At 60.8% G+C, this 23,138-nt stretch carries 20 protein-coding genes and 1 pseudogene; 5 read left to right on the forward strand and 16 right to left on the reverse strand.

The features are described from left to right. Window positions 1–12: 12 nt before the first annotated feature. Complete coding sequence (locus ACW9JE_RS01730; protein ID WP_457431666.1) at window positions 13–1,911, reverse strand: sigma 54-interacting transcriptional regulator; 1,899 nt, start codon at window positions 1,909–1,911, stop codon at window positions 13–15. A gap of 214 nt (window positions 1,912–2,125) precedes the next feature. Here ACW9JE_RS01730 and cynS point away from each other — a divergent pair, with 214 nt between their 5' ends. Both cynS and ACW9JE_RS01740 read left to right on the forward strand, forming a co-directional pair. Further along, on the forward strand, window positions 2,126–2,566 hold the full coding sequence (gene cynS / locus ACW9JE_RS01735; RefSeq protein ID WP_224535472.1) for a cyanase: 441 nt from the start codon (window positions 2,126–2,128) through the stop codon (window positions 2,564–2,566). Between the two features lie 47 nt (window positions 2,567–2,613). After that, window positions 2,614–3,426: a formate/nitrite transporter family protein gene (locus ACW9JE_RS01740; protein ID WP_457431667.1), complete on the forward strand. Its 813-nt coding sequence runs from the start codon at window positions 2,614–2,616 to the stop codon at window positions 3,424–3,426. A 90-nt stretch (window positions 3,427–3,516) separates the two neighbouring features. On the opposite strand, the gene ACW9JE_RS01745 is transcribed toward ACW9JE_RS01740, so the two are convergent. The 8 genes from ACW9JE_RS01745 to ACW9JE_RS01780 all read right to left on the reverse strand — a co-directional run bounded on the left by ACW9JE_RS01745 (window position 3,517) and on the right by ACW9JE_RS01780 (window position 12,802). Then, window positions 3,517–4,905 (reverse strand): amidohydrolase family protein, encoded by a 1,389-nt coding sequence (locus ACW9JE_RS01745; RefSeq protein ID WP_457431668.1) that lies wholly within the window; start codon window positions 4,903–4,905, stop codon window positions 3,517–3,519. A gap of 12 nt (window positions 4,906–4,917) precedes the next feature. Next, complete coding sequence (locus tag ACW9JE_RS01750; protein WP_224535479.1) at window positions 4,918–6,279, reverse strand: nucleobase:cation symporter-2 family protein; 1,362 nt, start codon at window positions 6,277–6,279, stop codon at window positions 4,918–4,920. A 185-nt stretch (window positions 6,280–6,464) separates the two neighbouring features. Further along, the gene (locus ACW9JE_RS01755) at window positions 6,465–7,511 is read right to left on the reverse strand and encodes a CobW family GTP-binding protein (RefSeq protein ID WP_457431669.1); all 1,047 of its coding nucleotides are present in this window, start codon (window positions 7,509–7,511) and stop codon (window positions 6,465–6,467) included. Between the two features lie 74 nt (window positions 7,512–7,585). Continuing rightward, window positions 7,586–8,233 carry a UbiX family flavin prenyltransferase gene (locus ACW9JE_RS01760; protein WP_224535482.1) on the reverse strand — a complete coding sequence of 216 codons (648 nt, stop codon included), beginning with the start codon at window positions 8,231–8,233 and terminating at the stop codon, window positions 7,586–7,588. Further along, complete coding sequence (locus tag ACW9JE_RS01765; RefSeq protein WP_457431670.1) at window positions 8,230–9,615, reverse strand: UbiD family decarboxylase; 1,386 nt, start codon at window positions 9,613–9,615, stop codon at window positions 8,230–8,232. The genes ACW9JE_RS01760 and ACW9JE_RS01765 overlap by 4 nt, the downstream gene beginning before the upstream one ends. Window positions 9,616–9,747: 132 nt before the next feature. Continuing rightward, window positions 9,748–10,653 (reverse strand): amidohydrolase family protein, encoded by a 906-nt coding sequence (locus ACW9JE_RS01770; RefSeq protein ID WP_179054175.1) that lies wholly within the window; start codon window positions 10,651–10,653, stop codon window positions 9,748–9,750. 4 nt (window positions 10,654–10,657) lie between these two features. Continuing rightward, window positions 10,658–11,587 (reverse strand): amidohydrolase family protein, encoded by a 930-nt coding sequence (locus ACW9JE_RS01775; RefSeq protein ID WP_457431671.1) that lies wholly within the window; start codon window positions 11,585–11,587, stop codon window positions 10,658–10,660. Window positions 11,588–11,911: 324 nt separating this feature from the next. Further along, window positions 11,912–12,802 carry a LysR substrate-binding domain-containing protein gene (locus ACW9JE_RS01780; protein WP_224535489.1) on the reverse strand — a complete coding sequence of 297 codons (891 nt, stop codon included), beginning with the start codon at window positions 12,800–12,802 and terminating at the stop codon, window positions 11,912–11,914. Window positions 12,803–12,920: 118 nt separating this feature from the next. Between ACW9JE_RS01780 and ACW9JE_RS01785 the strand changes: the two genes are divergently transcribed. From ACW9JE_RS01785 to ACW9JE_RS01795, 3 genes are read left to right on the forward strand one after another with little or no spacing between them, the layout of a single operon-like run. After that, window positions 12,921–13,385, forward strand: a complete 465-nt coding sequence (locus ACW9JE_RS01785; RefSeq protein ID WP_224535491.1) for a (2Fe-2S)-binding protein — start codon at window positions 12,921–12,923, stop codon at window positions 13,383–13,385. Continuing rightward, window positions 13,385–15,589: a xanthine dehydrogenase family protein molybdopterin-binding subunit gene (locus ACW9JE_RS01790; RefSeq protein ID WP_224535493.1), complete on the forward strand. Its 2,205-nt coding sequence runs from the start codon at window positions 13,385–13,387 to the stop codon at window positions 15,587–15,589. Before ACW9JE_RS01785 ends, ACW9JE_RS01790 begins: the two co-directional genes overlap by 1 nt. 5 nt (window positions 15,590–15,594) lie before the next feature. Further along, on the forward strand, window positions 15,595–16,488 hold the full coding sequence (locus ACW9JE_RS01795; RefSeq protein ID WP_457431672.1) for a LysR substrate-binding domain-containing protein: 894 nt from the start codon (window positions 15,595–15,597) through the stop codon (window positions 16,486–16,488). Between the two features lie 814 nt (window positions 16,489–17,302). Here the strand turns inward: ACW9JE_RS01795 and ACW9JE_RS01800 are convergent. The 7 genes and pseudogenes from ACW9JE_RS01800 to ACW9JE_RS01830 form a co-directional block, all read right to left on the reverse strand. Next, on the reverse strand, window positions 17,303–18,241 hold the full coding sequence (locus ACW9JE_RS01800; protein WP_224535498.1) for a LysR family transcriptional regulator: 939 nt from the start codon (window positions 18,239–18,241) through the stop codon (window positions 17,303–17,305). Further along, window positions 18,234–18,896, reverse strand: coding sequence for an acrylate utilization transcriptional regulator AcuR (gene acuR / locus ACW9JE_RS01805; RefSeq protein ID WP_224535500.1), 663 nt, complete (start codon window positions 18,894–18,896; stop codon window positions 18,234–18,236). The genes ACW9JE_RS01800 and acuR overlap by 8 nt, the downstream gene beginning before the upstream one ends. Window positions 18,897–18,973: 77 nt before the next feature. Then, window positions 18,974–20,497, reverse strand: a complete 1,524-nt coding sequence (locus ACW9JE_RS01810) for a CoA-acylating methylmalonate-semialdehyde dehydrogenase (protein WP_224535502.1) — start codon at window positions 20,495–20,497, stop codon at window positions 18,974–18,976. 132 nt (window positions 20,498–20,629) lie between these two features. Beyond that, window positions 20,630–20,839, reverse strand: coding sequence for a hypervirulence associated TUDOR domain-containing protein (locus tag ACW9JE_RS01815; protein WP_224535504.1), 210 nt, complete (start codon window positions 20,837–20,839; stop codon window positions 20,630–20,632). Between the two features lie 46 nt (window positions 20,840–20,885). Further along, a pseudogene (locus ACW9JE_RS01820) lies at window positions 20,886–20,981 on the reverse strand (CopG family transcriptional regulator); the annotation flags it as partial. Window positions 20,982–20,995: 14 nt separating this feature from the next. After that, window positions 20,996–22,093, reverse strand: coding sequence for an alkene reductase (locus tag ACW9JE_RS01825; RefSeq protein ID WP_457431673.1), 1,098 nt, complete (start codon window positions 22,091–22,093; stop codon window positions 20,996–20,998). A 32-nt stretch (window positions 22,094–22,125) separates the two neighbouring features. Continuing rightward, window positions 22,126–23,133, reverse strand: a complete 1,008-nt coding sequence (locus ACW9JE_RS01830; protein ID WP_457431674.1) for an LLM class oxidoreductase — start codon at window positions 23,131–23,133, stop codon at window positions 22,126–22,128. Between the last annotated feature and the right edge of the window lie 5 nt (window positions 23,134–23,138).

Raw genomic sequence — 23,138 nt, forward strand, 5'->3', positions numbered from 1 at the left:
AAGTCAGAATGCTCAAGATCCTGGGGATCGGTTCGGTTTGTACTCGCGCGGGTCGATGCTCCATTTGCGCAGCCGTGACGCCAGGGTAGTCGGTTTCAACCCCAGCAGTTGCGCGGCGCCGCCTTCGCCGGAGACTTTGCCCCCGGTGCGCTTGAGCATGGCCAAGGTGTTCTGCCGAAGTTGCTGTTGCAAATCTTCATCGCGCAGCGGTTCGCTGTCGTCCAGTGGAGCAATGGGCGCAGCGACCTGCTCGCGCGCGGAGGCGGGCAACAGGTCATCGAAACGCAAGCGCCCGTCCTGCGACACGATGATCTGCCGCTCGATCACATTCTCCAGCTCTCGAATATTGCCCGGCCACGAATAACGCTTGAGTACCTCGACCTGGGTCAGCGGCAGGCGCACACCCGGTTTGTTGAAGGCCTGGCAAGCACGCTGAAGAAAGTGGCCAGCCAACAGCGGTATGTCGCCCAGGCGCTCACGCAGAGGCACCGAGCGCACCGGGAAAACGTTCAAGCGAAAATACAGATCCTCACGAAACCCGCCGGCAGCGACCATCTCCCGCAAGTCGCGATTGGTGGCGGCAATCACCCGCACATCCACCGCGCGGGTCAGGTTATCGCCCACACGCTCGAATTGCTGGTCTTGCAGCACACGCAGCAATCTGCTTTGCAGTTCCAGAGGGATTTCGCCGACCTCATCGAGAAACAAGGTGCCGCCATCGGCCAGTTCGAAACGTCCGACCCGGTCATGGGTGGCCCCGGTGAACGCGCCTTTGACGTGACCGAAAAATTCGCTTTCGAACAAGTCCCGAGGAATCGCCGCGCAATTGACGCGAATCAGCGGCCGGTCGCTGCGCCGACTGCTGGCGTGAATGGCGCGGGCAATCAATTCCTTTCCGGTGCCCGATTCACCGGTGACCAGCACGTTGGCATCGGTCGGCGCCACCAGTTCGATCTGGCGGATCAGGTGCAGCACCGCTGGACTGTCGCCGACGATCTCATGATGATTTCGCTCGGCTTTGATCTCTTCCTGCAAATACTGGTTTTCCAGTTCCAGGCGTTGTTTGAGTTGTTCCACTTCATTCAGGGCTTCGCGCAAACGCAGTTCAGCCCGCTGCCGCTCTCGGATGTCGCGAAAAAGCACCACCGCACCCACCAGCCTGCCCATCTCGAAGATCGGCGTGCTGGTGTATTCGACGGGAATGGCGTCACCGTTCTTGTGCCAGAACACCTCGTTATCCACGCGATGCACCTGGCCGTCACTGAACGAGGTGTGAATGGAGCATTGCTCGACTTCAAATGGGCTGCCGTCGCTGTGGCTGTGATGGAACAACTGATGGGCGTCATGGCCGACCATATCCCCGGCGCTCCAACCAAGAATTCGCTCGGCAGCCGGGTTGATGAAAGTGGTTTGACCCGTCGCGTCGAGCCCATATATGCCTTCACCAACGGCGCCGAGAATCAGCCGATTCTGCCGCTCGATACGCTCGAATACCTGACTGATGCGCTCCCATCCGACATGACCCAGACGGTGCTGACGACGGGCTTCCGAGCGGTTGCGTCGAGTCTCCAGGAGGTCACGGTCCTGAATGATCAGCACGATATGCTGACCGTCCTCCAGCGCACGGGCGTTGACCTCCACGGCATGGTGTCGGCGCGCCAGATCGAGCAGGCTCAGGTCATCGGACCAGGCCTGACCCTGGGTCAGCACTTCATCGGTAAAGCTGACCCACTGCGCGATCGCGCCTGCGAAGAAGTGGCTGAAGCGGGGAAGGGCGATAGCATTTTCTTCATAACCCAGCAGAGCGAGGCCGGCGGCGTTGACCTGAACTACAGCGTCGGATGCCGGGTGCACTACTAGCATGGCGAGTGGCGCGTGGGCAGCGCAATTGGCGTCGATAACGGTTGGCATAGCGGGGCGTCCTGAGGCGAAAACGACTGCTCGAATATACGAAAAATCGTGAAATAATTAACTAAAATTCGTTAGTAACGAAATATCGTTAATTTCTGCCGAGTATTAATCCTAAATAAATCTATACAAATCAGATAGATATGAGATTTTCGAGAGTTGGCACAACTCTCGCTATCTCTCCTGTGTCGCCAACCTCACAAGAGAGATCCACACTATGAACAAAGTCGAAATGCACCACACCGTCATGGCCGCCAAGGCGCGCAAGGAAATGACCTGGGACCGTCTGAGCGAACTGGTTGGCAAAGCGCCGGTATGGCTGGCATCGGTGTGCTACGGCATGAACAGCGCCTCGCCGCAAGTGGCGGCGCGCATCTGTGAAGTACTGGAATTGGGCGAAGACGTCGCCATGGCCATGATCGAATATCCGGTCAAAGGCTGGGAAAAGACCGTGCCTCAGGACCCGTTGATCTATCGCCTGTACGAAGTCGTCGGCGTTTACGGTCCGACCCTCAAAGACGTGATTCAGGAGAAATTCGGTGACGGCATCATGAGCGCCATCGACTTTTCCATGCATGTCGAAAAAATCGAAGACCCCAAGGGCGACCGCGTATTGCTGACCCTCAATGGCAAATTCCTGCCGTACCGGTCCTGGTGATCGAGCAGCAGGCCCCAATTTGAAGAGTCAGTCTTGAGGAAAACCCAATGTCCTATCTACTTCCGTTTGAATTCGTCACCAAAATGCTCGATGCCGGCGAATCGAAAATTCACATGGCGACCCGCGACACCCTGATCCGCAGCTTCATGGCCGGGGCGATCCTGGCGCTGGCGGCTGTGTTCGCGGTAACGATCGCGGTGCAGAGCGGTTCTGCATTGTTGGGTGCCGTGCTGTTTCCCGTGGGGTTTTCGATGCTCTACCTGATGGGTTTCGACCTGCTGACCGGGGTGTTCATGCTCACGCCGCTGGCGTTGCTGGACAAGCGCCCGGGCGTCACGGTGCGGGGCGTACTGCGAAATTGGGGGCTGGTGTTCGTCGGCAACTTCGCCGGCGCCCTGACCGTGGCCTTCATGATGGCCTTTGTGTTCACCTACGGCTTCAACGCCGGTCCCGGCGCAGTCGGGGAAAAGATCGCCAGCATCGGCGAGGCTCGAACCTTAGGCTATGCGCACTATGGCGTTGGCGGCTGGATCACGATTTTCCTGCGCGGCATGCTATGCAACTGGATGGTGTCCATGGGCGTGGTCGGCGCGATGATCTCGACCTCGGTGAGCGGCAAGGTGATCGCCATGTGGATGCCGATCATGCTGTTCTTTTTCATGGGCTTCGAGCACTCGGTGGTCAACATGTTCCTGTTCCCATCGGCGATGATCATGGGTGGCGGGTTCTCGGTGATGGACTATCTGGTCTGGAACGAGATCCCGACTGTACTCGGCAATTTGGTCGGTGGATTGGCTTTCACTGGATTGACGCTGTACAGCACGCACGTCAGAACGGCGGCCAGGCGCGTGGCGTCGTGACTTGAAATCTCTGACGATCTGACACTTGCCCCGACTTCGGTTGGGAGCGAGCAGGCTCGCTCCCACAGGAGTAAAGGTGTGACAGGAAAGTCAGTCGTCCAAGCTCATTAACTGCCGCACCCCATCCCACGCCTCGGCCCGCATCCGCTGTACATCCATCCCCGGAATCACACCGTTATCGACCACCACCCGGCCACCGACCAGGCTGTACTTCACCGCAATCGGCTCGCCCGCCACCACGGGCGCCACGGCAATGTCGTGGAAACCGAAGAAGCGCGGATGGTCGAGACCGTAGATCACCAGGTCTGCCGCCTGACCGACTTCAAGGGTCCCGACCGCACCCAGCCCGAGCACCTGTGCACCGCCAGCCGTGCCCCAGTGAATGACATCTTCGGCTGTTGTCGCCGAGGCGCCTTGTTCGGCCCGGTGAATCAGCCACGCGGTGTTCGCTTCACCGACCATGCTCCCGGACTCGTTGGACGCCACGCCATCCACGCCGAGGGAAATCGGCACCCCGGCCTCGAACATCTGTGGCACCGGCGCCACGCCGCTACCCAGGCGCGCATTGCTCACCGGGCAGTGGGAAATGCCGGTGCCGGTTTGCGCGAGCATGCGGATTTCAGCGGGTTGCATGTGCACCGCGTGGGCAAACCACACGTCCGGGCCGAGCCATTCATGTTCGGCGACGAACTCCACCGGCAGGCAGTTGTACTTCTCGCGGCAGAAGTTGACGTAGTTCTGTGTCTCCGACAGGTGCGTGTGCAATCGCAAACCGAGGCCCCGGGCGGTGTGGGCCAGCTCCCGCAGCAGCATAGGCGGCAGGGAAAAAGTCGGCGTGGTCGGCGCGACCACCACCCGGCGCAAGGCGTCCGGGGTGTCCTGGTGATAGCGCGATTTCAGTCGTTCGATGTCACCCACCATCTGGTCCAGGGTTTCCGGTTGCAGCGCGGTTTTCGAGAACCCCGGATGGGCACTGGCCGACTCCAGCGCGCCGCCGCGGCACAGAACGAAACGCAGGCCGAATTCCTCGGCCATATCGAACAGCAGGTCACCGGTCTCGGTGGTGCCATTGGCGTGATAGAGGTAATGGTGATCGGCGCAGGTGGTCACCCCCGACAGCAGCAACTCGGCCATGCCCAGATGTGCGGCGATCCGCGCCAGTTGCGGAGTAAAGCGGCTGAGGCGCGGGTAGGGCACGCTGGCCAGCCAGCCTTGCAGGTCCTGGTTCAAGCCCTCGGGCACGGCTTTGAGCAGGTTCTGGAACAGGTGATGGTGGGTGTTGATCCAGCCCGGATACACCACCGAGTGACGCGCATCGATCACCCGCTCGCCGGACTGCTCTTCAAGGCCCGGGGCCATTTCGGCGATGCGCCCGTTGACGATGCGGATATCCACCGCACCGGCCCGAGCCCGCGGGCCACGCAGGCCTGTCATGACCGCCAGCGGGTTCTTGATCAGTATGTTTTGCAGTTGAGTCATGGTCGGCTCCAGTCAGAGGCTGTGTGTGGCGGATTTGCTGACGGCGGCATCAGGCGCGCTGACACCGTTGAGGGTGGCGTTGAGCAACACCGACACCAGGCAGGCGATGACCACGCTGCTGTGCAGGAAAGGCTGCGACCACTCGGGCAATTGCTTGAACAGGGGCGGGGCCAGCACCGGCACCAGGGCCGCGGCGATGGTGAAGCCGACGATCAGTACGTTGTAGCGATTGCGCTCGTAGTCCACCTTGGCCAGGGTCTGGATCCCCGCCGCCGCGACCACGCCGAACATGGCGATGCCGGCACCGCCGAGGGCCGCGGTCGGCATCGAAGCGATGATCGCACCGGCCTTTGGCACCAGCGCTACCGAGCACATCAACAGGCCGCTGATGGCAACGACCCAGCGGCTGCGCACGCCGGTGAGGATCACCAGCCCGACGTTCTCCATGAAGGCAATGAACGGAAACGCCGCGAACATCCCGGCGATGGTGCTGGCCAGGCCATTGGCGCGCAGGCCGTTGATCACCTGTTTTTCTTCAACCGGTTTGTCGACGATGTCACCGATGGCCACGAACAGCCCCATGGATTCGACCATCTGCACGATCATCACCACCACCATGGTGGCGATGGGGATCAGGCTGAAGGTCGGCAGGCCGAAGTAGAACGGGTAGGGCACGGTGAGCCATGGCGACTCTTGCACGCTGTGAAAGCTGCCCATGCCCAGCCCGTAGGCCAGCGCCGCGCCCACCAGCATGCCCACCAGCACCGCCATGTTGCGCAGCATCGGACTGCCGTAACGGTTGACCAGCAGGATGCTGAGCAACACCACCGCCGCAACGGCCAGGTACGCCGGCGCGCCGAAGTCGCTGGCATGCCGCCCGCCGCCGACCCACTCATAGGCTATCGGAAACAACTGCAAGCCGATCACGGTGACAATGCAACCGGTGACCACCGGTGGAAAAAAGCGCCGTAATCGACCCACGAACGGCGCCACCAGCATGGTGAAAATCCCCGCGCCGATCACTGCGCCGCAGACCCCGGTGAAACCGACTTCCGGATTGCTGCCGATGGCGATCACCGGTCCCACGCTGCTGAACGCCACGCCCTGGAGGATCGGCAGGCGCACGCCGAATTTCCAGAAACCGACGGCTTGCAGCAGGGTGGCGATGCCGGAGCAGAACAGCGTGGTGCTGATCAGCACCACCGTGTCGGCCTGGGACATCTTCAAGGCGCTGGCGACAATCAACGGCACCGCGATGGCGCCGATGTACGAGACGGCCATGTGTTGCAGGCCGAGGGTGAGCATTTGCCGCACCGGCAGAATCCGGTCGACGGGGTGGATGGTGGACGTTGCAGGGGTATTGGCTGACGACATGGGGAATCACCTCTTGCTGTTTTTATGCTGTAGAGAGGGGTATTCGTTCTGACGCCGATCGCCGGAACACCATTGATCCCAGTGGGAGCGAGCAGGCTCGCTCCCACCGTTTTTGGGTGTCCTGACTGTCTGGTATCAGTCATTCGTGTGCCCGGAACCGCCATCCACCGGCTCCGATGCCTTTTTTAGCCTGCCAGGCAGGCGGCAAAGCCCTGGTTCAGGGCCGCGCGGTCCAGGTCGCGGCCGATGAACACAATCTTGCTGGAGCGCGGTTCGGTGCCCCATGAAGTGGACGCCCGGAACTCGACGAGGCTGTGCACCCCTTGCAGCACGTAGCGCTGGTCCTGATCGGCCACCGCCAGCACGCCCTTCATGCGGTACAGGTTGTCGGCCTGCTCGCTGCGTAACTTCGTGATCCAGCGATGGAAGTCCCCCAGGTTCACCGCACCCTCCACGGTAATACCCACCGAGGACACACTCGGGTCGTGCTCATGGCCAGGTTCGTCATGGGCGTGGTGATGTTCATCGGCGTGGTCATCGTGCCCGGCACCGATCTCCATGAGTTTTTGCGTGGACTCGAAGGCCCCGATGCCAAGAATCTTCGACAGATTGATCTCGGCGTAGCTGGAGGTCACCAGATCCGCCGTGGCATTCAGACTCCGGATCTTGTCGCTCAGGGACGCCACTTCGGCGGCGCTGACCAGATCGACCTTGTTGATGACGATGCGGTCGGCGCAGACGATCTGATCTACCGCCTGGTTGTCCACGCCATCGAGTTGCAGGTCTTCCAGGTGCTGAGCGATGTGCTTGGCATCGACCATGGTGACGATGGCGTCCAGTTCCACTTCATCGGCAATCGGGTCGTTGATGAAGAAGCTCTGGGCCACCGGATACGGGTCGGCCAGGCCGCTGGTTTCGATCAGGATGTGGTCGAGCCGCACGGGCCGCGCCACCAGCTCGCGGACGATACGCACCAGGTCTTCGCGGACCTCGGCGGTGCAGCACACGCAGCCGTTGACCATTTCGTAGATTTCTTCGGTTTCAGAACTGAGTACCAGGTCGCCGTCGATGCCGACTTCGCCGAACTCGTTTTCGATCACGGCGATCTTGCGCCCGTGGTTTTCCTTGAGGATGTAGTTGAGCAGGGTGGTTTTGCCGGCGCCGAGGAAGCCGGTGAGGATGGTCACCGGGATTTTGGTATTCGGGGTCGGGGCGTTGAATGGACTGTTCATGTAGAGCTCCTTACTGACGAATGGGTCGCAGTGCTGTCAATTGTGGGCGCGGGCTTGCTCGCGATGAGGGCGTATCAGTCGGCATTGATGCTGACTGACCCATGGCTATCGCGATCAAGCTCGCTCCTGCAGGCTTTGTGCGTGGTTGGCGGGTATGACGGTTCTCTCCAGCGCAGCGCAGTTCCGGCGTCGAGGCCGAACAGATCGAGAACACGGCCGAGGCTGTGATCGACCATTTGCGCAAGGTCTCGCGGGCGGGCGTAAAAGGCCGGAACCGGTGGGGCGATGATGCCGCCCATCTCGGTGACGGCCGTCATGTTGCGCAAGTGGGCGAGGGTCAGCGGGGTTTCCCGGGCCATCAGTACCAGCGTGCGGCGCTCCTTGAGGGTGACGTCGGCGGCACGACCGATCAGGCCTGACGAGGTGCCGGTGGCGATCTCCGCCAGGGTGCGCATGGAACACGGTGCAACCACCATACCCAGGCAGCGGAACGAACCGCTGGCGATCCCGGCGGCCACATCGTCAGCGCGGTGGTAATGGCTGGCCAGTGCGGTGACGTCGGCCAGTTTGTAGTCGGTCTCGTGGGCCATGGTCAGCAGCGCGGCGCGGCTGATGATCAGGTGGCTTTCGATGTCGAGCTCCGCGAGCAATTGCAGCAGGCGCACGCCGTAGATGAAACCCGATGCACCGCTGATGCCGACCACCATGCGCGGGCGGTTCATGATTGCAGGCCTGCGAGCAGTTGACGCGCACGCTCGGCCACATCCTGATCCAGCTGCGCCTTGATCCCGTCGAAACCCGAACCGCGAGTGGCGTCCAGCCCCATGCGCGAGGTGGTGCCGTTGACAGAGGACGATGGGTCCAGCGGGCTGCCGGGCAGGCCATCGATGACGAAGATGTCCTGGTGCGGCTGGAAGTGCGTGGCCAGCGCCCACAGCACCTGGCTGTCGTCACTGATGTCGATGTCGCTGTCCACCGCGATCACGGTTTTCAGGTACGGGTCCCAGCCGAGCAGGGCGAGCATGATCTGCCGCGCCTCGCCGTTGCGACTCTGATCCAGGGCAACATAGCAATGAAAATGGGTGCCGGAGTTCGGGTAGTGCACGGCGGTGACGGCGGGGAAACGCGCCTTGAGTTTCTCGCTCATCTCCGCTTCCCGGGGCAGTCGCGCCAGGGTCAGGTGTTCGGCATAACGTCCGCCGACCACGTCCACCAGCCAGGCGTCCTTGCGCCGCATCAGGGTGTCGACCCGCAACACGTTATTGGTCGAGCGGTCCGAGGAATAGCCGCTGAATTCACCGAACGGGCCTTCTTCGGCGTAGGCCGCCGGATCGATGGTACCTTCCAGGACAAACTCCGCATGGGCCGGTACACCGATGCCATAGCGCGGAGTCTTGACCAGTTCCAGCGGAGCGCCAAACAGACCGCCAGCCACCGTGCGTTCATCACTGCCAAATGGCAGGCGTGCTGCTGCCGCGAGCATGAACAGCGGATGCGCGCCGACCACCATCGCCACGCGCAATTCTTCGCCGCGCTCGCGAGCGGTCTGCAGCATGCGCCACAAGTGACCGCGTGAATGCAGGCTGGTGGCGAGGGTCTGCCGGGAATGGCGCATCGAACGGTGATAGCTCATGTTGGCGATGCCGGTGACCGGGTCCTCGGCAATGATGATTGCGTTGGTGATGTACGGCCCGCGATCGCTGTCGAAGTGCTTGAGCATAGGTAGCAGCGCGAGGTCCATGGCCTCGCCTTCAAAAATCTCGTCGAGTATCGGGCCGGTTTCGACGTAGCGCGGTGCAATCGGGTGGTTGGCACGGGCCTGGAAGGTTTCGTGCAACTGTTCCGGGCTGACGCCGAAGATGCGTGCGATACGGGTCCGGGACGCGAACAGATTGGTAGCGACCTGCACACCGAGGCTGCCAACCTTCTCGCAGATCAGCAACGGGTCGCGACCCTGGGTGGCCAGGGCATCGACCAAGGCGGTGACGTCCTGATCGGCCGAAATCGATTGGTGAACGGTCAGCACATCGTCCGGGTATTGCCGGCGATAGGCGTCGATGAAATCGTGGAAGTCCTGGGTATCGCCGAGCGTAGAGAGGGTCATGGTTTCACCTCGTAAAAAGCAGGCGTGCAGGGCTGAGGGCGACGTTCGATCGACAAGCCGTTGGCCTGCCGGTCGATCGAACGCCGGGTCATCTGTACGCCTGTAAAGTCGCTGTGCTCTGGTTTTAAACGCTTAGAGGTAGGTCGTGGTCAGACGAATGTCTGCCTCGACCAGGTCCTTGGGTGGCGGTGTCGGTTCGATGCCGCACAACCGGGCAATGTTGTTGCCCAGATAGTCCTCAAGGTGATCTTCATCGATCCCCAGCCCTTGCGGCGCTGGCGAGCAAAGTACCTCCAGTTCCCGCAGCCACATTCCCGGTTCGTTCGGCGGCGAGTCAGTGCCGAAGACGATCTTGTTGCGCGGCAGGTCCTTGGCGAACTCGACGATCCGCGACTGGAAGCACCAGCCGGATTCGCAGTACACGTTCGGTGTATCCATGGCCATCCAGAATGCTTCGAACGAGTAGTTGCCACCAGTCTGGATACCGAAGTGGCCGATGATGAAATTGACCATCGGGAACTCGCGGATGATCGGGTAGAACATCGTCGGGATGGTGTACGGCCCGTCCCCGGTGTGAATCAGCACCACGATGTTGTACTTGGCGCACACCTTCATCGCCGGGCGCAGCCAGTCCAGCGCCCGGTCCGGGCGGTAGCCGTGCATGTTGGCGTGCAGCTTGAGCATCTTGAAGCCGTATTCCTTGATGTGGAATTCCAGCTCCGCCGCGCCGTTTTCCGGTCCCCAGCGCGGGTTGAAGTTGAAGTTGCCGATGAAGCGGTCCGGGTATTTCACGCACAGCTCGGCGACGTAGGACATGTAGTCACGCACGCCCTCACGACCCCGGCGGTTACCGTCGCGATAACCGGTGTTGCCCGGTGGCGGCTGGATGAAACCCATGTCGATGCGGCGCGGTTTACCGTTGATCATGTACGGACCGTCCATCAGCTTGAGCATGCGCTCGCCGGTGAAAGGTTCGCCGGTGTGGCGCCAGGCCTCGTCGACCAGGTTGGTGGGGTGCAGATGGGTATCGATAATCATCGGTTCAGCTCCTGGCCAGTTGCGTGGTGACGGGGCGCTTGAGTTGCGCCTCTGCTTCGGAAACGGAACGAGGTGGCGGGGTCGGTTCGAGGCCGATCATCTGGGCAGTGTTGTTGCCCAGATACGCTTCGAGGGTGTCCTCGTCGAGGTTCAACCCCTGCGGCGGCTCGTGGCACAACACTTCCAGCAGGCGCAGCCACATACCCGGTTCGTTCGGTGGCGTATCGGTACCGAACAGGATCTTGTGGGTCGGCAGGACCTTGGCGAACTCGACGATCCGCGACTGCAGGCACCAGCCCGATTCGCAGTAGACGTTGGGCAGCTCCATCGCCCATTGCATCGGTTCGAACACATAGACGCCGCCGGTCTGCACGCCGAAGTGCGCCATGATGAAGTCGACGTTGGGGAACTCCTTGATCATCGGCACCCATTCCGACGGGATGCTGTAAGGGCCGTCGCCGGTGTGCAGCTTGACCGGAATGCCCAGTTCGGCGCATTTCTCGAAGGCCGGGCGCACCCAGTCCATGGCTCGGTCAGGACGGTAGGCGTGCATGTTGGCCTGCATCTGGACCATCTTGAAACCGTGTTCCTTGACGTAGCGTTCGATTGCTTCGACGCCGTTTTCCACACCGCAGCGCGGGTTGTAGACGAAACAGCCGATGAAACGGTCCGGGTAGGTCTGCACCATTTTCAGGGTGTAGGCCATGTAGGCGTCGATGGACTCACGGCCACTGAGTTCGCCGTCGGTCCAGGTGTAGATGGTGTTGCCCTGCGGTGGCTGGATGAAGGCTTTGTCGATGCGGCGAGGCTTGCCGTTGACCATGTACGGGCCATCCATCATCTCCAGGAGACGCTCGCCGGTGAACGGGTCACCGTCATGCCTCCAGGCGAGGTCCACCAGATCGGTGGGATAGCAGCTGATATCGATGATCATTGAAGTCGATCTCCTGATAGCGGGGAAGGGAACCTTGCGGTTCGCAGCAGCCACGTCCCGGGCAATCGGCCATTTCTATGCGCGAAGAATCACGCATTCCCTCGCCTGGTCGCATCCGGCTCGGGACGCTGGCTGCTTGGGGGGAAGTATTGGAAGGGGGTGTCGGGTTCGTACAATATTAATTGGGCGAGGGGTTGATATGCGTTCGATATGGATATCGTTTCAGTGGTTGTTTTTGCCGGCGCCTTTGCTGGCAAGCCAGCTCCTACAGTTGTGTCGTATTGGCGCGAGTCCTCTGTAGGAAATGGCTTGCCAGCGAAGGCGTCAGAGCTGTGTCAGCAATGCCAACTGCTTGACTGCTTCAACCATCGGTGCCACCCGCTCGGCCTGACCCGGTGGCCACACCGCATACAGGTTGTAATGCGCCGCAATCTGCGCCTCGTTCAACGCCACCAGCCGTCCACTGCGCAACGCGTCGGCTGCCAACAAGCCACGCACCAGTCCCGCACCGACGCCGGCCTCGGCAGCGGCAATCAGGTTCGCCGCATTATCGAACACCACCCGTGCAGGTGGCTCGACGGGAGGCAGGCCGGCCGCATCCAGCCACGGAATCCATGACCGTCGCGTATAGCCCAACAACGGCAATTCAAGGATCTGCACCGGACTCAATGGCAGCTCCACACCATGACGCTCCAGCAGCACAGGTGAAGCCACCGCCATCACCCGATCCCCGCAAATCTGCGTCATCTCGCAGTCGTCCCAGTCGCCATAACCGTAGCGCAAGGCCAGGTCCACCCGCTCGAAAGCACTGCGATCGGAGCGTGGCATCGACAGCAGCACCACCTCATGGTCGGGCAACAAGTCCAGCAGTTGCGGCAGGCGCGGATTGAGCCAGCTCTGGGCCAGTTCGCTGTCGATGTCGAGAGTCAGGCGCTGGGCCACGCTGCGATTTTTCACCGAAGACAGCGCCCGGTCGATCTGCGCCAATCCGTCAGACAGCACGCTGGCGAAAAGTTGCCCGGCATCGGTCAGATTGCTGCCGCCGCCTTCGCGCACGAATAGCGGCTGGCCGATGAAGTCTTCAAGGGCGCGGATCTGCTGGCTGATGGCGCTGTGGGTCAGATCGAGTTTACGCGCCGCGCTGGAGAAACTGCCGCTGCGCGCCGCCTGGATAAACGCACTCATGGACTGCACCGACGGGTATCGCTTGTACATGCTGTTAGTCCTACTTACACAGGATGGCAGAAATCGTCGCTGGCCCGATTTTCCCAAGGTTTTCAATAATCGATCACCAGGCCTGCACAAAGACGGGCCGCTCTTTTGGAGCCTGACAATGATCGAATTCACGGTAAACGGCGAACGACGCGAGCTGGCAGAGACATCTCCCTCCACGCCCTTGTTATGGGTGTTGCGTGATCACTTGAAACTCACCGGCACCAAGTTCGGCTGCGGCATGGGCCTGTGCGGTGCCTGCACCGTACACCTGGACGGCGTCGCGGTGCGCTCCTGCCAGTTGCCGGTCGCCGCCGTAGCGGGGCACCACATCACCACCATCGAAGGATTGTCACCCACTGAACAGCATCCGCTGCAACTGGCCTGGGTTGCCGAAGATGTGCCGCAATGCGGTTACTGTCAATCGGGTCAGATCATGTCAGCCGCCGCGCTGCTCAACACAGGTGCCGCGGTGACCGACGATTCGATCCGCAATGCCATGTCCGGCAACTTGTGCCGCTGCGGTACATACGGTCGGATCAATAAAGCGATCAAGCGCGCGGCCAACGCGCCGAAGGAGGCGTGATGACGATCTCCCCGATGGATGTTTCGCGGCGCGTGTTTCTCAAGCAAACCGCGACCGTTACCTGCGGTCTGGCCATTGCCTTTTACCTGCCTTCGAGTCTGGCCGCGACTGACCCGAAAACCTCGGTGCCGGCAAGCGAATTCGAGCCCAACGCCTGGGTACGGATCCTGCCGGACGGCACGGTGAAGCTGGTGGTGCACAAGCACGACTCCGGCACTGGAACGCATACCGCGTTGGCCGCCTGTGTGGCCGAGGAACTGGACGTCAACCCGATGACCGTGCAGGTGATCTCGCCGGAAGATCCGTTCCTCGAAACCTACATTCATCCGATCTGGAAAGTCTTCTCAACCGGCGGCAGCACCAGTGTTTCGCTGGAATACGACCGCCTGCGCATGGCCGGCGCCACGGCCCGGGCGCTGCTGATCGCGGCGGCTGCCAAACAGTGGAAAGTCAGCCCCGATAGCTGCATCACCGAAGAAGGCCGTGTGATTCATGGGGAGAGCAAACGCAACCTGGGCTACGGCGAACTGGTGGGCGTCGCCGCGCATCTCTCGGCCCCGGCCAAGGTCTCGCTCAAGGACCCGGCACAGTTCAAGTACATCGGCAAACTGCGGCACAAGCGCGATGCCCAGGCCAAGGTCTGCGGGCGCTTCCAGTACAGCATCGACGTGGTGCTGCCGGACATGCTGGTGGCGGTGATTCAACGCGCTCCCGTGCTGGGGGCGAACGTTGTGGCGGTGGACAGTGCGGCTGCGCTGCAAATACCCGGCGTGCGCAAGGTGATCACAGTGCCGGGGCGTCCCGATGTACTCGGCGGCAACGTCGAAGGCGTGGCGGTGTTGGCGGACAGCTACTGGGCCGCGCATCAGGGCCGCGAATTGCTCAAGGTGCAGTGGAGCGACTCGCCGCTGGCGGGTTTCGACAGTGATGAACTGGCCAAGGCCCAGGTAGCGGCGCTGGCGGACAAAGGCGCGCAACGGGTGTCCGCGATGGCGGCGGGCGATGTGAACGCACAATGGCCAGACGCCGCGAAGCTGCTCGAAGCCGATTACCGCATGCCCTACAAGGTGCAGAATCCGCTGGAACCGATCTGCATCACCGCGCAGGTCAAGGACAACGCCATCACCTATTGGGGAGGGGTGCAGGTGCCGTCGTCGGCGCTGGAAGCGGCGCAAATCGTGTGCAAGATCACCAAGGACAACGTCACCATCAACGAGTTGGTGTCCGGTGGCAGCTTCGGTGCGCGAGAGGCCAAATACTGGCTGTTCGAAGTGGCCTACCTGGCGCAGCAAGCCAGGGTGCCGGTAAAACTGATGAACAGCCGCGAAGACGAAATGCGCTCATTGTTCATGCACCCGGCCACGCTGCACCGGGCCAAAGGTGCGCTGGATGCGCAGGGCCGCTTGACCGCGTTGCGGCTCGAGGCGGTGTCGCCGGCCTCGCCGGAACAGTGGGAGCCGGGCTATTTCGAGCGCCCCGACAAAATGGACTACAGCACCACCGAAGCCATCACCGCGTGGGATTTCGCCTATCGCCCGGCCAACCTCGACCTGACGTGGGTCAGGCACGAGAGCCAGGTGCCCAGCGGTTGGTATCGCTCGGTGAGCTTCATTCCCAACGTGTTCGCCGTGGAAAGTTTCATGGATGAATTGGCCCATGGCGCCGGGCAAGACCCGCTGGCCTTCCGCCTGGCCAACATGAAGGATCGGCCACCGCATGTCGCCGTTTTGAAAAGCGCCGCCGAACGCGCCGGTTGGGGCCAGCCGCTGCCCGAAGGCACGGCGCTGGGGATCGCCACCAACCAGGGATACACCAGCTTCATTGCGGTGGTTGCGCGCCTGTCGCGAAAAGAAGGCGCGATCAAGGTCGAGAAGCTCACCTGTGTGGTCGATTGCGGCTTGGCGGTGTCGCCAGGCGGAGTCGAAGAGCAGATCTACGGCGGCTTGATGTGGGGACTCGGCCATGCGCTGTTCGACCGGATGGACATCAAACAGGGCAGGGTGGTGCAGAGCAACTTCCATGATTACCGGGTGACGCGCATGTCGGACATGCCGGCGGTGGACATCCTGGTCATCGATGGCGAACCAGGTAAACCCGGTGGCGTTGGCGAACTGGGCAGCCCGTCGGTGGCCCCGGCGATTGCCAATGCCCTGTTCAGCCTGACCGGGGTGCGTCAGCGCTCTACACCGCTGAACCTGGGATAGCGGACATGGACTTGCGCTTGCTGAGGTACTTCATGGCCCTGGCCGAAGAGCTGCATTTCGGCCGAGCCGCCAACCGCTTGCATATCTGCCAGCCACCCCTGAGCCAGCAGATCCGTCTGCTGGAGGAGGAACTGGGCACGCCGTTGTTCGAACGCAGCCATCACCGGGTCAAGTTGACCGCCGCCGGGCAGATGCTCAAGGAACAGGCGCCGCTGGTGTTCGAACAACTCGACCGCGCGCTGGACCTGACGCGCCAGACCGGCCGTGGCCAGTTGGGCGAATTGGAAATCGGCATGATCAGCTCGGTAATGGTCGGGGTGCTGCCACGGGCGTTACACCTGTTTCGCGAGCGTTATCCGCAAGTGAACTGGCACCTGCATGAGATGACCCCGGCAGCGCAAGTCAAGGCGCTCAAGGAGAAGCGTATAGACGCCTGCGTATTTCGGGTCGGCTATGACGACCCGCAATTGCGCAATGAACTGTTGATCTACGAGCCCATCCGGGTGGTCATGCCGGTTGATCATCCGTTGGCAAGGCGCGAAGCCCTGGCACCGTCGGATCTGGCTCAGGAGCCATTTGTCGCCCTGGAATTGAAACAATCGCGGTTCGCCGACTTTCTCTTTCAGTGCTGCATCCAGGCCGGCTTCACCCCACAGATCCGCCAGCAGGTGATCGAGGTGCAAACCTTGCTCAGTCTGGTGCGTGCCGGTTTCGGCGTGGCGTTGCTGCCGGCGTCCATCGAGCAATTGGCGCCGGCGGGCCTGGTATTCCGGCGCCTGACTCCGGCATTGCCGGAGGTGCCGCTGTACGCCACATACCGCGCGGACGATGATTCGCCGGTGCTCAAGCTGTTTCTTGATACTTTGCGCGAGCTAGTTCTTGAGGAAGGGGGTGGTTGAACTTGAGAATCGCAACTGTGAGAAAGATTTGAGCCAGAGTGGCGGAGTTTCGGCGAGTACCGGGTTGGATTGGATGGGTGAGTTGATATCCAGACATATAATTTAACATAATATACATTACACGTAACATCGTGTATCAATATTAGGCCGGTTGCGCAGTGCTTTTTAACGCCTTGGATCTAACCCCAGGAAGCCTGCTGACTGATCGAGGCTCTCCTGTGGTATTCAATCATCGGATCGCCGCTTACTCTTCGACCAATCATCGAATGGCTCCTTTACCTGACACATCGCTTTCAACATTTGTCGTCCTGGATTTTGTTCCAGCGACAGGAACCCTTACCGTTGCTACAGATTTTGGTTGCCGTGCAGGTTCATCTGGTTTGAACCGTAGTTTCAACATTACCTTACCGCTCAATGCGTAGCCTTCATCAGGATCAACCACCGAGCATGATGCTGAGTGAAATCTGCAGCGTTCAGCATGGAGTTAGTGCGCAGAATTCAACTACCGTCATTCTCGATAATCGATAAAGCCCGCTGATCTGTATTCCGGTAATGCGACGCCAACAAGCTGGATCTCTCTGAAACCCTCATGTAGGAGCTGCCGAAGGCTGCGATCTTTTGATCTTGCCCTTTGCCTTGGAGAACCAAAAGATCGCAGCCTCGTTGCACTCGACAGCTCCTACACAGGAGCGAACCCGCAACTACAGGCAGCTTTTAACAGGCCTCTCCCAGGAGAGAATTCCCCACGCCAAAACTACAACTCAACTAAACGTCCATTTAGTAGAGTTATTGCTCTACACGGATGACCCCGCCCTTACATGAACCCCGCCGCGAACCGCCCACGCAGATATTCGACAAAAACACTGACTGCTCTCGGTACATGTGCCGAATAAGGACGCACCAGATAAATGTCCTCCGGGAACGCCCCTACTGACCGCCATGCCGGCAGCACCTGGACCAGTGCTCCGCTTTTGAGCCCGGCTTGAGCGGTGAAGTCAGGCAATAATGCGATACCCAAATCCGTCAGCGCCGCATCACGCAACGCTTCGCTGTTGTTGGTGGCGAAGATGCCTTTGACCGGCACGGTCAGCCGCTTCCCCGCCATCTGCGCGTCCTCGATTGCCTCGAAGGCCCATGCCGGCGTGTCGCTGCCTCGCGGGTAAAACAGGCAGCTGTGCCCTGCCAGATCATCCGGATGCCGAGGCTCGCCGAATTTCTCCAGGTAGCTGCGGGTGGCGACCAGCACGGAACGGGTCGGGCTGAGTTTCCAGGCGACGTGGGTATCCGGGATCTGATTGCTGTGCCGGATGGCGAGGTCGAAACCCTCGGAAGCAATGGAGGAAATCTGGTCGGAAACGTCGAGTTGGACCCTGACTTCGGGGTATTCCTGGAAGAAGCCAGCGAGTACCGGTACCAGTTGCTGGCGGGCGAAGGCGACCGGCGCGGTCAGTCGCAGCAGGCCTCGGGCGACACCTGCGGAATCCCGGACATCGGAAAAACTGCGGGCGATTTGTTCGTAGGCACTACGCACGTCACTGACCAGCGCGTTTCCCGCATCAGTCAATCGCACGCTGCGGGTCGTGCGTTGCACCAGGCTCAACCCCGTGGCTTTCTCCAGCTCGGCAATGCGCTGACTCACGGCCGACTTGCTGACTCCCAACCTCAGCGCAGCCGCGGTATAGGTCCCCTGCTCTTCCAGGATCGCCAGCCAGTGCACGTGGGTCCAGAGTTGTTCGACTTCCACTTTAGCCATGGTTGGAGTGTTCTCGTCTGTTGACGCTCAGGCTCGTTAAAAACATGTCCGCAAAGACCCGCAAGGCTTCGCCGTTTTGCTCAAGCTTCGCGCGCAACACCGCCCCCTCCCAGCCGATCCAGAAAAACGCAGCCAGACGCGCACAATCGGCATCTCTGGCGATTTCCCCAGCGGCCTTGGCTTCTTCCAGGCAGCGCTCGAACCGGGCCTGCCAATCCAGCAGCACTCCAGAGAGTTGTCCGCGAAAGGATTCAGGTAATGCGCCCATCTCCTGACCCAGATTGCCGACGAGGCAACCTCTATGGAAATCGAAACGCTGCATGCCGAGCTCCGCGTCCTCGCAAAAGGCTGCGATGCGCTGAAGTGGAGTGAGGCTTTGATCGAGCAGAAACCGGTCGATCTTGCGTACGAAATAGGTCGCGTACAGCGTGATCAACTCGCTACCGAACGCTTCCTTGCTGGCAAAGAAGTGGTAGAACGAGCCTTTCGGCACGCCGACCGACTTGAGTATTTCGTCAATGCCAGTCGCGGAAAAACCCTTTTCCGTCAAGGCGGCAACGCCCGCACGGCAAAGGGTTTCTCGTGTTTCTCGATGGTCGCCTGCGGCTTTCGCCGGTCGACCGCGTTTGCGAGGGGTAGCAGGAATGTTCGTCATGGGCCGATTAATAGACTGATCGTCTTAATCAATCAACTGATTTCTCATCCGGAGCTCCCCTCATTCACGCAGCAGCCTTATTTAGCGGTCGGCATCGCGAACTCGGCGCCCTTGCCGATGCTTTCCGGCCAGCGTTGCATGATGGATTTCTGCTTGGTGTAAAAGCGCACACCCTCCTCGCCATAAGCATGCATATCGCCAAACAGGCTCTTCTTCCAGCCACCGAAACCCTGCCAGGCCATCGGCACTGGAATTGGCACGTTGATGCCGACCATACCGACCTGAATGCGACGGCTGAATTCACGGGCGACGTTGCCATCGCGGGTGAAACAGGCCACGCCGTTACCGAATTCATGGTCGTTGACCAGCTGCACAGCAGTGGCGAAATCATCGACGCGCATGCAAGCCAGCACCGGCCCGAAGATTTCTTCTTTATAGATGGTCATTTCCGGGGTGACGTTGTCGAACAGCGTGCCGCCCATCCAGAAGCCTTCCTCGCAGCCTTCGCCAGCGTCGGAGCTATTGAAGTTGCGACCGTCCACCAACAGTTGCGCGCCTTCCTTGACACCCTTTTCGATGTAGCCAGTGATGCGCGAGTGCGCAGCCGGGGTAACGATCGGGCCCATTTCTGCGGCGAGGTTGCGGCCATCCAATACTTTGAGTTCCTTGGTGCGTTCCACCAATTTCGGAATGACTTTGTCAGCCACATCGCCCACCAATACGGCTACCGAAATCGCCATGCAGCGCTCGCCCGCCGAGCCGTAGCCCGCGCCGATCAAAGCATCGACGACCTGATCGACGTCGGCGTCAGGCATGACCACCATGTGGTTCTTCGCGCCGCCCAGGGCTTGTACACGCTTGCCGTGACGGGCGCCGGTTTCGTAGATGTAGTTGGCGATCGGCGTGGAGCCGACGAAGGAAACGGCTTTCACGTCAGGGTGTACCAGCAGCGCATCAACGGCTTCTTTATCGCCTTGAACCACGTTGAACACACCGTCAGGCAAGCCGGCCTGCTTCAGCAGATCGGCCATGAACAGACTGGCGCTCGGATCGGTCGGGCTTGGCTTGAGGACGAAGGTGTTGCCCGCAGCGATCGCCACCGGGAACATCCACATCGGTACCATCACCGGGAAGTTGAACGGCGTGATGCCGGCGACCACGCCCAGAGGCTGACGCAGGGTCCAGTTGTCCATGTTGGTGGACACCTGATCGGAGAAGTCGCCCTTGAGCAACTGAGGAATGCCGCAGGAGAACTCGACGATATCGATACCCCGGGCCACTTCGCCCTGGGCATCGGTAAAGACCTTGCCATGCTCGGCGGTGATCAGGTGCGCCAGTTCATCTTTATGCTGGTTCAACAATTCCAGAAATTTGAACAATACCCGGGCACGGCGGATAGGCGGAGTGTTCGACCAGGCAGGAAACGCGGCCTCCGCGGATGCCACGGCGGCATCTACGTCTTCGATGCTGCCCAGGCGAACATGGGTGCTGACCGCGCCGGTGGCAGGATTGAAAACCGGCTGAGTGCGGGCGCCGCTGCCGGTAACGTGGACACCGTGGATGTACTGAGCAACTTCTTTGTTGTCGTTAGCATTGGTCATGACAGGTCTCGCTGCGGTGGTGAATATGAATTTCACCGTCAGATTAAGCAGCGCCTGCCCGCCTGACTACGGCAGAAAAGTGAATTGATTGTTCGCTGTGGTGAACAATCGGCATGACAGCCATCTGGCACTTCAGATGCGACGCAGAGCTTCTTCGTGATGCATGGCCAGATGCCCGGTCTTGTCGCTTTTCACTTCGTATTGAGGACACTCTGGGGAAGCGGGCCGGTGCCGGCCCATGAACTCCACATCCTTGACGTGTACCTTGGTGACCTTCCCGCGGATCTCCCCTGCTTCGGAATTCCAGCAAACGGCGTCGCCGATTTTGAATGCAGTGGTCATTGGGTGCTCCTTGGAAGATAGCGTCTTGCCGGTCCATTCAACTCCATCAGCGCGGAACCGGCAACGGAGAGTCGCTACCGAGGCTATCGGCCCAAGTCTGTATGGCCTGGTGATCGATGACACCTCGCTTGTCTACATCGACCGCAAAAACGTACGTCAGATCGGCTCCAACGCCAACTGTTCATGTGAATACACCGGATAATCCACATACCCCCGCGCCCCACCCCCGTAAAACGCCTCCCTCCCCGCTTCAGCCAGCGGCCAGCCAAAGCGCAGGCGATCCACCAGATCAGGATTGGCAATGAACGGCCGGCCAAACACCGCCAAATCCGTCAGGCCTTCATCGATCGCCTGCCTCGCCGTTTCCGCGGTAAAACCTCCCGACAGTACAAAACTGCCATCGAACGCCGCCCGAAAGGCCTTGTGAAAATCCGGGTCTCCCAAGTGGCTGGCATGCAGGTAGGCAATTCGTCGTTGCGACAGCGCGCCGGCCAGTGCCAGCCAGGTTGCCTGTTCATCTTCGAACGGATGCAGATCCGCCAGCCGGGCGAAGGGTGAAACACGCACTCCCACACGTTCATGGCCGATCTGCGCACTGATTTCGTCGACCGTCTCCAGCAGCAGGCGCAGGCGATTGCTGATCGAGGCACCGCCATAGCGATCTTCACGGGTATTGAGCCCGCAGTTGATGAACTGCTCGAACAGAAATCCGTTGCCCGCATGAATTTCCACGCCGTCAAATCCCGCCGCCATGGCATTGAGCGCGGCCTGCCGGAAGTCGGCGATGACCTGGCGAATGCCATTGGCATCCAACGCCACAGGCAGGCTGGCGGCAACTTGCGCGGGTTGACCGTCGCTGTCGTAGGCGTGAACCAGGGTTTGCGCCGCCGTCACCGCCACAGCCGAAACCGGCGATTGCCCGTCCAGTAAGGAGACGTGAGAAACACGCCCCACATGCCAGAGCTGGATGAATATGCGCCCGCCGGCCCGATGCACCGCATCGGTCACGCGCTTCCAGCCTTCGATCTGCGCATCGGTGTGGATGCCCGGCGTGTAGAGATAGCCTCGTCCCTGTATGGAGACCTGGGCACTCTCGGTGATGATCAGTCCGGCGCTCGCACGTTGGGCGTAATAGGTCGCCATGTCGGCGGACGGCACGGTGTCGTGGGCACGAGCGCGGGTCATGGGGGCCATGACGATGCGGTTAGACAATGGCAAACCGGCCAGATCATAAGATTCAAAGAGCGATGACATGAACTGATTCCTCCCGCAGACAATGGGCCGGCTCACACGTGTGATGGAAAGTGCGGCAAGACGTACTCGCCGAGCTCATCGAGAATTTCGCCGTAAGGCTGGACGCTGACCTTGGGATTGAGCGCGATGTGCGAAACCCCGGCCGATTGCGCCTGCTCGAGGTAATTGCGCAGGCCGTTGCGCCCGGCGCGGAAGCCGCCCTGGATGCGCTGGAAAGGCTGATCCGGGTTGCTGCTCAGATCCAGATAGCCACCCAGCCCCAAGGGTTTGAAGGCCTCGCGTCCCTCGGCTTCATTCACCAGTCCATGCCAGTGCTCACCCAGCGAGGCCAGACGCTCCGGGCTCTGCACACCACCCAGGTAACCGTCGAGGTTCTGCGCCAGCCATTCGATGCTCTGCTGCGCCTGGCCAACCGCGATGGAAGGAACCCGGCCGTACAGAGCCTTCGGCACCAGATCGAGACCGCCGGACGATCCGCCGAAGCGCTCGGAGCGAAACTTCGGAAAACGCTGCTCGAGCAAGGTGCGAAACACCGAATAGGCATCCCGATAACGTTCGCCACGGGATTCGAAATCGATCCCCAGCATCGGGTAATCACTGAATCGATCGCCCGAGGACAGCCCCAACACCAACCGGCCTTCGCTCAGTTGATCCAGAGATGCCGCTTGCTTGGCCAGGTACATTGGCTCGCGAGTCGGCAGCACGATGCCGGTGGTACCGAGCACGATGCTGCGGGTGGCCGCGGCCAGATAGCCGATATAGACGAGGGGCTCGAAGATCTGTGCGACGTCGCCGTAGTTCGGGTCATAGAACGGGATGTCGCGCATCCACAACGCGCCCACACCGAGCGCTTCGGCGCGTTGCGCCATTTCGACGTGATCGCGCATGGTGGGCGCAGGGCGACCGGGATGGGTTTCCAGAGGCAGGATCAAGCCGATGGTCAGCGCCTGCGGCTTGAACAGACGTTGAAAACCGGGATGGCGCTCGAGCATCGGATGCGGAGTTGGCGAAGTGGTCGAGCGTTGAATGGCGTGGGTCATGGTGG

It is taken from the genome of Pseudomonas sp. SDO55104_S430 (genome assembly GCF_054070595.1).